This is a genomic window from Streptomyces sp. NPDC001002 (assembly GCF_053599215.1).
The window spans coordinates 1-12,666 of the sequence record NZ_JBSFLV010000066.1; the positions used below are offsets into that span (position 1 = coordinate 1).

Sequence of the window (12,666 nt, forward strand, 5' to 3'; positions counted from 1 at the left end):
CCCCACCCCTCGTGCCCTCCCCGACGCTCTTCCGATCTGTGGACACGGTCAACGCCCGTGTCCACGAGGAGGGTTGGCAGTCTCCCGGCGGCAGGAGTCGGCTCGGGCCTTCGCCGAGCCCAGGGTCGCTCAGCCCTTCGCGGAGCCCAGGGTCAGGCCGCTGACGAACTGCTTCTGGAGCACGAAGTACACGACCAGCGTCGGGATCGCGGTGAGCAGCGAACCGGCGGCGATCAGGTTCGGGTCGGTGAAGAACTGGCCCGAGAGGTTGTTCAGCGCCGAGGTGATCGGCATGTTCTCACCGGTCGAGATCAGCACCAACGCCCAGAAGAAGTCGTTGTAGATCCAGATCGACAGCAGGGTGCCCAGGGCCGCCATGGCCGGCTTGCACAGCGGCAGGGTGATCTGCCAGTACAGCCGCCACACCGAGGCGCCGTCCACCAGCGCGGCCTCGGTCAACTCGTGCGGCAGCGACCGCATGTAGTTCGACAGCACGAACGCGCAGAACCCGGACTGGAACGCCACATGGATGAGCACCAGACCGAGCGCCGAGTCGTACAGCTTCCCGCTCTCGGTGATGCCCGGGAGGTTGGTCAGCAGGTACATCCGGTACAGCGGGGTGATGATGACCTGCTGCGGCAGCAGGTTGCCCGCCGTGAAGACCAGCAGCAGCGCCAGGTTGACCCGGAAGTCGAAACGGCTGACGTAGAACGCGACCATCGACGACAGGAGCAGCGTGATCAGCACGGCCGGGACCGCGATGATCAACGTGTTCACGAAGTAGTGGGTCATGTCCGATTGCTCGAACGCGTTCTTGAAGTTGTCGAAGTTCAGCGTGTGCGGCCAGGACACATAGCCGCGGTCGCTGGTCTCGCTGTAGGGACGCAGCGCCGAGAAGATCGCCCACAGCAGGGGGGCGACCCACGCCAGAGCCGTGCCGGCCAGGAAGACGTGCAGCAGGACGCGGGCCGGACGGATCGGGGTGCGCTGCTTGGGCGCCGCGCTCACGGTGCTCATGCGCGCCGCTCCTTCCGGAAGGTCGCGATCAGATAGGGAATGATCACGATCAGCGAGATGAACAGCAGCACCACCGCGATCGCCGAGCCGTAACCGATCCGGCTGGACTCACCGATGATGTTGTTGGTCACCAGGATCGACAGCAACTCGGTGCCCTGTGCGCCCTTGTTGAAGACGAAGACCAGGTCGAATGCGCGGAGCGCCTCGATGATGGTGACGACCAGGACGACCGTGTTGGTCGGGCGCAGGGTCGGGAAGATGACGCTCTTGAACGTCTGCCACTCGTTCGCGCCGTCGATCGCCGAGGCCTCCCGCAGCGACGGGTCGACGCTCTTGAGGCCGGCCAGGTACAGGATCATCATGTAGCCGGTGTGCCGCCAGGACGCGGCGACCAGCACGGCCCACAGGTTGAGGTCCGGGTCGCCGATCCAGTCGATGTAGTGGCCCGGCTTGTTGGCGCCGATGAGGCTGTTGATCAGGCCCGTGTCCGGGTTGTAGATCAGCTGCCAGACGAAGCCGATGCACGCCAGCGAGATGACGACGGGCAGGAAGAACGCCGTCTGGTAGACCCGGCTGAACCGGATCTTCTTGTCCAACTGCACGGCCAGGAGCAGGCCGAACGGCGTCGGGATCAGGATCAGCACGACGAACCAGATGACGTTGTGCTCGACGGCCGGCCAGAACTGCGGGTTGTCGGTGAAGAGTTGCTGGAAGTTGTCCAGCCCGACCCATTTGATCGAGTCGAAGCCGATGCCGTCCCAGCTGGTGAAGGCGAGGAGGATAGAGGCCAGGGCGGTCACCCAGACCAGGAGAACGTGCAGGATCGTCGGCACGCCCGCCATGAAGGCGAGCGTGATCCGGTCGCGGCGGGTCAGCAGGCGCTTGTGGCCCCGCGGTACCCGCTTCTTCTCGGACGCGCGCCCAGGAGGCGGCACGGCGGCCGCCTCCTGGGACTTCGTGGGGGTCTCGATTGTCATTCAGCAGCTCACTCGGACGCGAAGATTGTCTTCTTCTGGCGCTCGATGGACGAGAGCAGGCTGTCGATTCCCTTGGGGTTCTGCAGGAACTTCTGCAGACCGGGCTGCATCACCGTGGAGGTGAAGTCCGGGCGGGAGTCGCGGTCCATGAACTGGGTGAGGCTCTTGGCCCCGCCGATCATGTCGTACGCCTTCTTCTGCAGCGGCGTGTACGCCGAGGTGCTGGCCTTGTTGGAGGCCGCCACGACGCTCGGGTCACCCTTGAGGTAGAGCTCCTCGGCGGCCGGAGTGCCGAGGTACTCCAGCAGCTTCACGACACCGTCGTGGTTCTTCGGGGACTTGCTGACCATGAAGCCGTCGGTGGGCGCCTCGACGGTGTCCTGGCCGAACTCGGAGTTGATCTCCGGGAAGGCGAAGAAGTCGAGGTCGTCCAGGTCGGCCTTGTTGGTGAACTGCTGGGCCACGAAGGAGCCGAGGAGGTACATGCCGGACTTCTTCGCCACCAGGGACTGGGCGGCGTCCTGCCAGACGCGGCCCATGAAACCCTCCTGGTGGTAGGGGAGCAGCTCGGCCCAGTGGTCGAAGACGGCCTTGACCTTGGCGTCGGTCCAAGAGGCCTTGCCGCCCATCAGCTCGACGTGGAAGTCGTAGCCGTTGAGGCGGAAGTTGATCTGGTCGAAGGTGCCCATGGCCGGCCAGGCGTCCTTGTCGCCGAAGGCGATCGGGACCAGGCCGTCCTTCTTCATCTGCTTGCACAGGGCGACCAGTTCGTCCCACGTGGCGGGGACGGTGTAGCCCTTCTCCTCGAAGAGGCTCTTGCGGTAGAAGACCGCCCAGGGGTACGTGTTCAGCGGCACGAAGTAGTACTTGCCGTCCGCGCCCTTGCTGAGCTTCTTCATCGCGTCGGGGAAGTTGGCCCCGATCTTCTCCCACACGTCGTCGACCGGGGAGGCCAGGCCCTTCTGCGCGAAGAACTGCATCCGGTAGCCCGCGAACCAGTTGAACACGTCGTCCGGCGTGCCCTGCAGATACGAGTTGATCTGCTCCTGGAAGGTGTTGTGGTCCTTGGTGTTCACCTTGACGGTGAGCCCGGACTGCTTGGTGAAGGCCGTGTAGAGAGCTCCGTAGGCCTTCTTCGGCACGGCGTCGGACTGGTTCGAGCCGACGCTGACCGTCTTCGGGTCGGAGGAGGATCCGCTGTCGCCGCAGGCTGACAGCAGGGGTATACCGGCGCCCGCGAGGAGCGCGGCGCCACCGACACCGCGCAACACACCACGGCGACTTGGACCAGTGAGGGAGAGACCCGAGGGGGAGAGGTCACGCATCAACGGCTCCTGAGGGCTGGGTTCGGTCTCGGAGATACTGCCGCGTCGAAAAAAAGTCGAAACCGACCAGAAACCAACTCGACCGAACATCGTGGCGGTAATAACAGCCCCATGCCAGGTCATGGGTCAAGGGGTCACGTCCACATTTGTGGAAACGTGACCGACACAACGATGATCGTTTCGTCCGAACCCTCGAACAACGGCGGGTGAGTTGGCCGCCGAAATGGCGCTAACCGACGATGCGTACCGATTTGGTCGCACTTACCTGGTCGAGTTCGGTGACCCTGACCGTGATCTTCATCTCCCAGGTCCCGGCGATGGGGACGGTGAGATTGTCGCTGCCCCAGTAGCCGCCGCGGTCGGTGAGACGGGCGTCGAGCGGACCGATCTTCTGGGCGGGCAGGGTCAGGGACAGGCGCAGTTCGGGGACGGTGGAGATGCCGCCGTCGGGGCCGAACACCACGGCCTGCACGGCGTTGTCGCCGACCCGGCCCGGGTCGAGGGTGATCTGCACCTTGCCCCTGCCGTTCGGGGTGCCGACGTCGAAGGGGATGGTCGTGACGGACGCGGCGGGCAGCCCGGCCTCCGTCGCGGGCTGCGCGGCCGCCTCGGCCGCCGCCCGGCCCGGCAGCGTGCCGGTGAGGATCGTCGTGACCACCAGCACCACCACACCGACGGCAACTTCGGCCAGCACGGACCGCCGCAGCCCACGCCGGTGCGCGTCGGACGCGGACGGCTCCGCCGGCCCCTCGGGCTCCCCCGGCGAGGGCAGCGCGGGCCCGCCCACGGTCTGCGGAACCTTCTCCCGTACGCCCTCTCGTACGACCGTCTCCGCGGCCGTCCCGACCTCCGCGCCGGCCGTCGTCATCGCGGCCGTCCAGCGGCGCGAGATGCCGGCCGCCATGAGCAGCAGGACGACCGCGAACAGCTTGGCGACCAGCAGGCGGCCGTACGTCGTCTCCGTGAAGGCGCTCCAGGAGCCGAGGCCCCGCCAGGACTGGTAGACGCCGGTCACGACCAGGACGGTCACCGAGACGAAGGCGAGCCGGGAGAAGCGGGCGACGGTGGCCGCGGGCAGCGAGGAGGCGCGGTACAGGGACAGCAGCAGGGCGGTGAGCCCGCCCAGCCACAGGGCCATCGCCAGCAGGTGCAGCACCGAGGACGCCATCGCCACCGGCACCTGGATACCGGCCGACGCGTGCTCGGCGGCGGCCCAGGTGAGCGCGAGGCCTACGGCGAGTGCGGTACCCGCGGCGAGCGCCGGACGTGAGAAGGTCTCACGCCCGCGCAGGCGTACGGCGAGCACGGCGATGACCGCGAGCAGCGCCAGGCGGGCCAGCAGAGCGAGCCCAGGACGGCCCGTGAAGGTGCGGCTGAGGGCCTCGGAGTCGAAGGCGGTCCCTGGGCCCGTACCCGTCTCGTACGGAGCGCGCAGGACCAGCAGAGCGATCGTGGAACCCACCAGAGTCCACCACCCCACCACGAGCGGCCGGCGCAACGGCGTCCGGTCGGTCGGACGGCACAGCGCGATGAACGCGGCGGTGCCGATGAGGAGGGCGGCGGCGAGGTAGGCGAGGTAGCGGCCGATGTTGTACAGGCTGCCGGTCGCCGGGTCCTCGACCGGTCCCGCGTCCGCCACGGCCGCCGTCGGGGACGCCTTGCCGATGGAGAAGGTCAGCGCGCCCGACACCGGGTGGCTGTCCGCGGACACGACCCGCCATGCCACGACGTACGTGCCCTGGGCGAGCCCCTTGGGCAGTGTCACGTGGGCCGTGTCGGAGCCACCGGGCCCGTGCCCGGCCTCGCCGATCTTCACCCGGCGGTTGTCCGGGTCCAGGACGCGGAAGGAGTCGTCCAGCAGACCGACGGACTCGGTGAAGGTCAGAGTGATGTCGCCGGGGGCGGACTTGAGGATGCTTCCGTCGGCGGGATCGGTGCCTTTGAGGGCGGCATGGGCCGACGCGGGTCCCGCCCCGCCGAGGACGAGCAGGACCAGCAGGGAGCCCAGCAGCACCAGCCCTTGAACTCTCCGGTGCCCGAAGAGTCCTCGACGCCCTTGCCGTCCACTGCGTCCACCGTCACACCCCACGCCACACTCCGTCTTGGGACTTGCCACCGTCCCGATAGGTACGCAGGGGAACCGACGAACACTCACCAGGGTCTCCGGCGGCAGGACGGCACGCTCCCGGCGCCCGGCACGCGCGCGAGGGCCCGGGGACACCGGACGGCGAACGCCCGTCACGCGCGCGAGGCGCGCGGGAAACCGCGATGAAGAGCCAGGGGGCGTGGCGGCCCCGCAGGCGCACGCAAAGGGCGCGGACGACATCCCATCGGCACTCACCACGTCGGTCGTGCCGACACCCCGCCGTCCACCACCAGGTCGTGGCCCGTGACCCAGGACGCGAGCCGGGAGGCGAGGAAGACGCAGGCGTCGCCGATGTCCTCGGGGCGGCCCAGGCGGGCCGTCGGTGCCGCGTCCAGCCATCTCCGCACTCCCTCCGGCCAGGACTCCGTCAGTCCCTCCCGGTCGATCAGGCCCGGCGAGACCGTGTTGACCCGGACACCGTACGGGCCGTACTCCAGGGCGGCGGCACGCGCGTGCATGACGACGGCCGCCTTGGACGCGCTGTAGTGCGCGTGCAGGGGCGCCGGCTGCCGGGCCTCGATCGACGCGATGTGCGTCACGGAACCCCCGCTCTCCTGCCCCCGCATGACCTCCGCGGCAGCCTGCGTGCACGCGAACACGCTCGACAGGTTGGCGTCGAGGACCGCCCGCCACTCGTCCGCCGTCATGCCCGGCAGCGGCTGTACGGGCTGTACGCCCGCGTTGTTGACCAGTGCCGTCAACCGGCCGCCGCCCCACTCGGCCGCCTCGCCGACCAGCCGCGCGCACGCGTCCGCGTCGGTGAGATCGGCGCGCAGGACGACGGCCCGGCCGCCCTTCTCCTCGATGCGCGCGGCCACTTCACCGGCCGCCTCCACCGCCGTACGGCAGTGCACGGCGACCGCCGCGCCCTCCTCGGCGAAGCGCAGCGCGATGCCCCGGCCGATGCCGCCGCCCGCGCCGGTGACCAGGGCGGTCTGTCCTTCCAGCAAGCTCATGGACGGCACAGTCCCGCGATCCGGTCGGCCCGGTCGGGATACCGCGCCGTGAGAGCGGCCGCGTCCCCGTGCTCGTACCCCTCGTAGGTGAACCCGGGCGCCATCGTGCACCCGAAGAACGACCACGCGCCGCCCGCGACGACCCGCCCGCCCATCCAGGTCCCGGCCGGAATGGTGAGCTGGGGGTGCTGTCCGCCGAGCACGTCCGGGCCGAGGACCGCCGTGCCGGAGGTCCCGTCCGGGGCGAGGAGGAGGAGTTCCAGCGGGTCGCCGAGGTAGAAGTGCCAGATCTCGTCGGTGGGCAGGCGGTGGAGCGCGGAGTAGTCGTCCGCCGTCAGCAGGGCGACGATCGCGGTGCCCGCCGGCCGGCCGTCCGCGCGCTCCGGGCCCGCCCAGGTCTGTCTGAACAGCCCGCCCTCGCGCGGAATCGGTTCCAGTCCGTAGTGGGCGACGAGGTCCTCTGGAGTCATCCGGGGAAGGCTACCTCCCGCGTGAGAAACGCCAGCTGGGCCTTCTTCTCCGGCAGATACACGTCCGGCAGATCGACCTCGGGCAGCACGACCACCGGCCCCGCCTCGAACCCGTGCCGCAGAAACCGCGCGATCGCCTTCTCGTTGCGCACGTCCGGATCGACGACGACCCGCGGCCGGTCGAGCGTGCGCAGCACATACGTCGATACGGCCCCCAGCAGCGCCGCCGTCCAGCCGTTCCGCGCGCCGCCGGGCCCTGCGGGGGCGAGCAGCACGTGGAGGCCGATGTCACCGGCCCGGACCTCGTAGCACTCGCTCACGCGGTCGGCCTCGGGCTCGTAGGTCTGCAGCAGTGCGGCCGGTTCGGCGTCCTTGAGGACGAGGAAGGCGTGATGGGTGTCGAGGGTGTCCATGTGCGCGTAGATCTCGGCTACTTGGTCGCGCGTGAGCCCGGTCATGCCCCAGAAGGCGGCGCGTTCCTCGGCCACCCAGGCGTGCACCACGTCCGCGTCGGCGGGCGGGTCGAGGGGCAGCACGCGGACGGTGCCGAAGCCGTCGACGTCCTGCTCGTGGACGGCGGGACGGGAACGGTAGGGGTCGGGATCAGACATCGGTCTCATCGGTCTCCTAGAGGTTTTCCTCGGTGATCTCATTCGGTGGTCTCTTGGGTGAGGTGGTCGAAGTCGGTGACGACCGGGACGAGATCTCCCTTGAGCCACAAGGGGAGTTGATCGCGGTGATGGGCCGAACCGGGCACACCCGAGGCCCCGAACGGCACCACCCACCGGCTGTTCTCGCGCCGCGCCAGATCCCACACGTACCGGGCGGCCGGCCCGCGCGCGCTCAGGTCGGTCAGCCCGGGCACGGCCGAGGTGCACAGCACGCAGTCGTGATCGCCGGACAACCCCGGTTCGTCGTACGGGACTTGCGGGAGCGCCCGCCAGGGAGCGAGGCGGTGGGTGGCGCCCCAGGGCACGTCGGCGTGCGCTCCGGCCACTTCCTCCAACGCCTCCCGCACGACCGCCGCCCGGTCGATCCCGTACAACTCCTCGGCCCGCAGCAGGTGTTCGAGCGCGAAGGCGACGCGGGGGAGCAGGGCGAGCCAGGGCTGGAAGACGTCGGGGTAGGCGGGCGGCACGGCGAGCCCGGCGAACACGTCCTGCTCCGCGAGCCGCCGTACGACCGCGCCGCGCACGGCCGCGTAGGCCCCCGCGTCGGCGCCGGCCGCGTCCATACGGCGGTCCCAGCGCAGGAGCCGGTCCCGGAGGGCGCGGGCCTCGGGAGACAGGTCGGTGAGGGCGGCGAGGTGGTCCAACAGGGGCCCGGCGGAACCGAGATGGGTGTCCATGTGGATGCTCGCCATGTCCCCGGGCGCCCACTGTTCCTTCTCCCCCAGCAGGTCGGTGATCCGGTCGGCGCGGTGGGGTGCGGCGAACTCGACGCCGAGCGGGGTGGCGGGGCCGCGCTGGTTGGCCATCACGGCGATACCGCCGCTGAGTCCGGCGCGGGGCATCTCATGCCACCCCTGCCACTCGTGCCCGGGCTCCCAGGCGTTGACGAGCCGCACGCGATTGGCCTCGGCCCGCAACGGAACCCGCCCGGCGACCCGATGCAGGGTGCCGCCGTCGGTATCGGCGGCTTGAACGACGTTGACGGGCTCGGCCCAGAGGTCGACGGCCTGGTCGACGTCGGCGACGCTGCGGGCTCGGAGGAGGGGGAGCAGAGCGCTGAAGCCGAGGTCGGAGGTGACTCGGGGTGGGTAGCGGAGGGCGAGGGCGAGGGGGATGGAGAGGGGGGTGGGTCCGGGTGCCTGCGGCGCGACGGATGAGGCGGGGCCGGGTGCTTGGCGCCCAGCGGGCGAGGCGCCGTCTGCTGGTCGCGCCCCGACCGGGACGGCGCCGCCGAGGATCTCCGCTGCGCTCTGGGAGGCGGTGATGCCAGACGCCTCGGGGCCGGCAGGGGTCTTGTCTCCCTCGGAGGCACCGGCAGGGGCGGCCCCGCCGGAAGACCGGGGCCCGGTAGAACCCCCGTCCTCCACGCAGACACCCGCAGGGGCAGGCACGCCCGAAGACCGCGGCTCGGCAGAACCCCCGTCCTCCACTAGCCCCTCGTCCAGTCCCTCCGGGCCGCCCGCGATCACCGGTCCCCGTTCCGTCTCGATGACCTCGATCTCGATCGGGGGCTCGCCGGCCACCTCCACCGTCTCCGTGTGCCGGGAGGCCCGGTGCCAGTGGCCGTCGGGGCCGAGGGCCTCGATGCCGGCGCCGGTGCGGCGGAGGCGTTCGCGATAGAGGTCCTGGTAGTCGGACATGGCGTTGGTGATGGCCCAGGCGACCGTGCCGGTGTGTCCGAAGTGGGCGATGCCGGGGATGCCGGGGACGGCGAGGCCGACGACGTCGAACTCGGGGCAGGAGAGGTGGATCTGCTGGTAGACGCCGGGGTCCTCGATGAACCGGTGGGGGTCACCGGCGATCACCGCGTGACCGGTCGTCGTCCGCGCCCCGCTCACCAGCCAGCCGTTGCTCCCGGAGGTACCGGGACCATCGGTCGCGAACAACCCGACCGCCTCCTCACCCAACTCCCGCACCGCCTCCTCCCGCCAGAGCTTGGCCGGAAAACCGGCGAACAGAATGTGCGTGGCGAGCCAGACGGCGAGGGGGGTCCAGGGCTCCCAACGACCGGGGGAGAGGCCGGCGCGGGTGAACTCGGGGGCCGTGGACCCACCGTCGGCCGCCAGCCCCTCGTTCACCCCGGCCACGTACGCCCGTACCCACTCCGCCGTCTCCGGGTCTCGTTGCTCCAGGGACTCAAAGCAGCGCTTTGCCGTGTCCGTCAAGCGGGCGCGGCGGGCGAAGACGTCCCAGGCCACCGCCTCCTGGCCCAGGAAGGACGCCGAGGTGCCTTGGGCTCGATGGCGTTCCGTCTCCAGTTGCCAGGCTCGGTCGTAGGCCGTCGTGCGGCCCTGGGCCCGGGCCAGTTCGAGGGCGGTGTCGGCGCGCAGGTGGGGGATGCCCCATGCGTCTCGGTAGATCTCGGTCCCCACCTGTATCCTCACTGTTCTTTAGGTTAGGCTTACCTAAGTAAGTCGTGGAGAAAGCGTACGCGAGGGGTGGAGACGGCATGGCGCAGGGGCGGGGCTGGGAGGGCACGGTCCTTCGGCTGATGCGGGCCAAGGACTTCACGCTGACGGTGACCCGCGCCGAGGACGTCACACCCGAGTACCGCCGGCTGCGCCTCACCGACGGCGGTCTGCTCGCCGCGACCGGCGTCCACCCGACCATGTGGGTCCGGCTGTGGTTCACCAACGCGGGCAAGCCGCACCAGCGGGCGTACACCCTGGTCGACCCCGACCCGGAGACCGGCACCTTCGGCCTGGAGTTCGCCCTGCACGAGGGCGCCGCCAGCGACTGGGCCCAGGCCGCACAGCCCGGCGACACCATCGACGCCACCGTCCAGGGCACCGGCTTCGAGGAGCCCGCGCCCACGCCCACCCACGTCCTCGCGATCGGCGACCCGGCCTCGCTGCCCGCGATCAACTCCCTGCTCGGCGCGTTCGGTTCGGTCCCGGCGACGGTCTGGTTCGAGGGCGGCGCGGACGACCTGCCCTTCCGCACCGACCCCGGCCGGCACGAGGTGCGGCGGCTGCGGCGGGGCGAATTGGTCGACCGAGTGCGTGCCGATCTGCCGAAGGCGCTGGCGGACACCGACTCGCCGTACGTCTGGATCGCCTGCGACACGCGGACCACCCGCGCGCTCTCCGCCTACGTGCGCAAAGAGCTGGGCGTGCCGAAGGAACGGACGCACGCGCTCGGGTACTGGCGCGCGAGCTGACGGCGTACGGAGGAAAATCGGGGCATGGACGTCACCCTGCACCTCGCCCAGGACCCCGAGGCCGACGAACTCCTCGGCCGGTCCCCGCTCGCCGCGCTGACCGGGATGCTGCTGGACCAGCAGGTTCCGATGGAGTGGGCGTTCAAGGGACCGCGCACGATCGCGGACCGGCTCGGCGCCGCCGATCTGGACGCGCACGAGATCGCCGCCCAGGACCCGGATGCCTTCGCCGCGCTGCTCTCCGAGAAGCCGGCCGTGCACCGCTACCCGGGCTCCATGGCCAAGCGGATCCAGCAGCTGTGCCAGTACCTCGTCGAGCACTACGACGGCAACGCCGAGCTCGTCTGGAAGGGCGTCGCCGACGGGCGTGAGCTGCTGCGGCGCCTTGGGGATCTGCCCGGCTTCGGCAAGCAGAAGGCACAGATCTTCCTGGCGCTGCTCGGCAAGCAGTTGGACGTACAGCCCAAGGGGTGGCGGGAGGCGGCCGGCGCGTACGGCGAGACGAAGTCCTTCCGCTCGGTCGCCGACATCACCGGCCCGGAATCGCTGGCCAAGGTGCGTGCGCACAAGCAAGAGATGAAGGCGGCGGCAAAGGCGGCCAAGGCCGCCGGGAAATAGGTGTCCGCGAGCGGCCTCCGTACCCGCGTCAGCCGAGTGGGTCCCAGGGGTGGCGCCGTGGGGGCGGACGGTCCAAACATGGAATATGACTGAGCCGAGTGCTTCCTCCCGAGGCCCGGAGTACGACGACCGCAAGGTCCACGCGGCCGCCGCCCACGCGCCGGGCCGAACCGAACCCGAACCGCCCTTCGAAGGGCCCCTGCACGCCCTCTCCCGCGCCGCCTGGCAGGCCGTCCTGGCCACCGGCATCGCGTCCCTGATCCTCGGCGTCCTGGTGCTGGTCTGGCCGGGCGCCTCGTTGCTCGCGGCCGGCGTCCTGTTCGGCCTCTACCTCGTGATCAGCGGCATCTTCCAGCTCGCCTCCGCCTTCGGCACCCACAAGACGACCTCGCTGCGCGTACTGGCCTTCATCAGCGGCGCCCTGTCGATCCTGCTGGGCCTGTTCTGCTTCCGCGGCCCGATGCAGTCGATCCTGCTGCTCGCCCTGTGGATCGGCATCGGCTGGCTCATCCGCGGCATCACCCAGACCCTGGCCGCCGCGTCCGACCCGCACATGCCCGCCCGCGGCTGGCAGGTCTTCCTGGGGATCCTCACCTTCGTCGCCGGCATCGTCCTGATCGACTCCCCCTTCGAGTCCGTCGCCGTCCTCACCCTGGTCGGCGGCATCTGGCTGGTCGCGGTCGGCGTGGTCGAGATCATGACCGCGATCCGGATCAAGGGGCGCGCCCAGGAAGTGCCGCACACGGTGTAACAAGGCGTACGCCAAGTGGGCGTATATCGCGGGTGACGTCACGTATCGGGCGTTTCCCCGGGGACACCCCCATCATGAGCACCGCACGCCGTCACCCGCACAGCCGCACCTGGCTGCGGGTGCTCATGCTGCTCCTCGTGCTCCTCGTCCCCGGGGAGACGGCCACGGCCGCGCCGGCTCCGGTGGCGGTCGAGAGCGTCGAGTACGACGCCGTCGAGGCGGCCCTGCCGCCCCTGGTCCGCACGGCAGCCCGGCGACCGGACGTACCCCTGCCCCTGGCACCCCCTCGGGCCCCGGCGCCGTACCGCCCCAAGGCCCGCTCCTCCGCCGTACCCCCGCACGTCCCGGACGTCCTGCGCACGGTGGTCCTGCGCTGCTGACAGACCCGCTCCCCCACGCGAGCCAGGTCCCTCAGTACGACGCAAGGAACTTCAGCCATGCCCACAGACCCGTACGCGATCCTGCGCGCCCTGCTGCGCGCCGAAGCCGTCCGCAGCGAGCCGAAACCGGCCGCCGTACCGGCCGTGAAGAAACCCCAGCCCGAGCGGTCCCCGGCGAAACGGGAGCGCTGACCC

13 protein-coding genes are annotated in these 12,666 nt (G+C 70.3%); 5 read left to right on the top strand and 8 right to left on the bottom strand.

The window, feature by feature from the left end:
* Nucleotides 1–129 precede the first annotated feature (129 nt).
* From ACWDR3_RS27285 to ACWDR3_RS27320, 8 genes are all read right to left on the bottom strand, one after another.
* Entirely contained in the window at nt 130–1,017 is an 888-nt protein-coding gene (locus ACWDR3_RS27285) for a carbohydrate ABC transporter permease (RefSeq protein ID WP_401719778.1), read from the bottom strand.
* Complete coding sequence (locus ACWDR3_RS27290; protein ID WP_401719780.1) at nt 1,014–1,994, bottom strand: carbohydrate ABC transporter permease; 981 nt, start codon at nt 1,992–1,994, stop codon at nt 1,014–1,016. The genes ACWDR3_RS27285 and ACWDR3_RS27290 overlap by 4 nt, the downstream gene beginning before the upstream one ends.
* 8 nt (nt 1,995–2,002) lie before the next feature.
* The gene (locus ACWDR3_RS27295) at nt 2,003–3,319 is read right to left on the bottom strand and encodes an ABC transporter substrate-binding protein (RefSeq protein WP_450355214.1); all 1,317 of its coding nucleotides are present in this window, start codon (nt 3,317–3,319) and stop codon (nt 2,003–2,005) included.
* 229 nt (nt 3,320–3,548) lie between these two features.
* Nucleotides 3,549–5,333, bottom strand: coding sequence for a copper resistance CopC/CopD family protein (locus ACWDR3_RS27300; RefSeq protein ID WP_450355215.1), 1,785 nt, complete (start codon nt 5,331–5,333; stop codon nt 3,549–3,551).
* A gap of 323 nt (nt 5,334–5,656) precedes the next feature.
* Nucleotides 5,657–6,421: an SDR family NAD(P)-dependent oxidoreductase gene (locus ACWDR3_RS27305; protein WP_450355216.1), complete on the bottom strand. Its 765-nt coding sequence runs from the start codon at nt 6,419–6,421 to the stop codon at nt 5,657–5,659.
* Nucleotides 6,418–6,891, bottom strand: a complete 474-nt coding sequence (locus ACWDR3_RS27310) for a cupin domain-containing protein (protein ID WP_450355217.1) — start codon at nt 6,889–6,891, stop codon at nt 6,418–6,420. Before ACWDR3_RS27310 ends, ACWDR3_RS27305 begins: the two co-directional genes overlap by 4 nt.
* On the bottom strand, nt 6,888–7,502 hold the full coding sequence (locus ACWDR3_RS27315; RefSeq protein ID WP_450355218.1) for a GNAT family N-acetyltransferase: 615 nt from the start codon (nt 7,500–7,502) through the stop codon (nt 6,888–6,890). The genes ACWDR3_RS27310 and ACWDR3_RS27315 overlap by 4 nt, the downstream gene beginning before the upstream one ends.
* A 38-nt stretch (nt 7,503–7,540) precedes the next feature.
* A complete protein-coding gene (locus ACWDR3_RS27320) occupies nt 7,541–9,934 on the bottom strand; it encodes a penicillin acylase family protein (RefSeq protein WP_450355219.1) in 2,394 nt (797 codons plus the stop codon).
* A gap of 77 nt (nt 9,935–10,011) precedes the next feature.
* Here ACWDR3_RS27320 and ACWDR3_RS27325 point away from each other — a divergent pair, with 77 nt between their 5' ends.
* The 5 genes from ACWDR3_RS27325 (at nt 10,012) to ACWDR3_RS27345 (ending at nt 12,663) form a co-directional block, all read left to right on the top strand.
* A complete protein-coding gene (locus ACWDR3_RS27325; protein WP_450355220.1) occupies nt 10,012–10,722 on the top strand; it encodes a siderophore-interacting protein in 711 nt (236 codons plus the stop codon).
* 24 nt (nt 10,723–10,746) lie between these two features.
* Nucleotides 10,747–11,340 (top strand): HhH-GPD-type base excision DNA repair protein, encoded by a 594-nt coding sequence (locus tag ACWDR3_RS27330; RefSeq protein WP_450355221.1) that lies wholly within the window; start codon nt 10,747–10,749, stop codon nt 11,338–11,340.
* A gap of 85 nt (nt 11,341–11,425) precedes the next feature.
* The gene (locus tag ACWDR3_RS27335) at nt 11,426–12,091 is read left to right on the top strand and encodes an HdeD family acid-resistance protein (RefSeq protein WP_450355222.1); all 666 of its coding nucleotides are present in this window, start codon (nt 11,426–11,428) and stop codon (nt 12,089–12,091) included.
* A 74-nt stretch (nt 12,092–12,165) separates the two neighbouring features.
* Nucleotides 12,166–12,471 (top strand): hypothetical protein, encoded by a 306-nt coding sequence (locus tag ACWDR3_RS27340; RefSeq protein ID WP_450355223.1) that lies wholly within the window; start codon nt 12,166–12,168, stop codon nt 12,469–12,471.
* A 57-nt stretch (nt 12,472–12,528) separates the two neighbouring features.
* Nucleotides 12,529–12,663 carry a hypothetical protein gene (locus tag ACWDR3_RS27345; protein WP_450355224.1) on the top strand — a complete coding sequence of 45 codons (135 nt, stop codon included), beginning with the start codon at nt 12,529–12,531 and terminating at the stop codon, nt 12,661–12,663.
* The last annotated feature ends 3 nt before the right edge of the window (nt 12,664–12,666 follow it).

Bases quoted from the DNA above. Each gene is read 5' to 3' on its own strand.
- ACWDR3_RS27285 (WP_401719778.1), bottom strand. From the start codon at position 1,017: ATGAGCACCGTGAGCGCGGCGCCCAAGCAGCGCACCCCGATCCGTCCG.
- ACWDR3_RS27290 (WP_401719780.1), bottom strand. From the start codon at position 1,994: ATGACAATCGAGACCCCCACGAAGTCCCAGGAGGCGGCCGCCGTGCCG.
- ACWDR3_RS27295 (WP_450355214.1), bottom strand. From the start codon at position 3,319: ATGCGTGACCTCTCCCCCTCGGGTCTCTCCCTCACTGGTCCAAGTCGC.
- ACWDR3_RS27305 (WP_450355216.1), bottom strand. From the start codon at position 6,421: ATGAGCTTGCTGGAAGGACAGACCGCCCTGGTCACCGGCGCGGGCGGC.
- ACWDR3_RS27310 (WP_450355217.1), bottom strand. From the start codon at position 6,891: ATGACTCCAGAGGACCTCGTCGCCCACTACGGACTGGAACCGATTCCG.
- ACWDR3_RS27315 (WP_450355218.1), bottom strand. From the start codon at position 7,502: ATGTCTGATCCCGACCCCTACCGTTCCCGTCCCGCCGTCCACGAGCAG.
- ACWDR3_RS27325 (WP_450355220.1), top strand. From the start codon at position 10,012: ATGGCGCAGGGGCGGGGCTGGGAGGGCACGGTCCTTCGGCTGATGCGG.
- ACWDR3_RS27330 (WP_450355221.1), top strand. From the start codon at position 10,747: ATGGACGTCACCCTGCACCTCGCCCAGGACCCCGAGGCCGACGAACTC.
- ACWDR3_RS27335 (WP_450355222.1), top strand. From the start codon at position 11,426: ATGACTGAGCCGAGTGCTTCCTCCCGAGGCCCGGAGTACGACGACCGC.
- ACWDR3_RS27340 (WP_450355223.1), top strand. From the start codon at position 12,166: ATGAGCACCGCACGCCGTCACCCGCACAGCCGCACCTGGCTGCGGGTG.
- ACWDR3_RS27345 (WP_450355224.1), top strand. From the start codon at position 12,529: ATGCCCACAGACCCGTACGCGATCCTGCGCGCCCTGCTGCGCGCCGAA.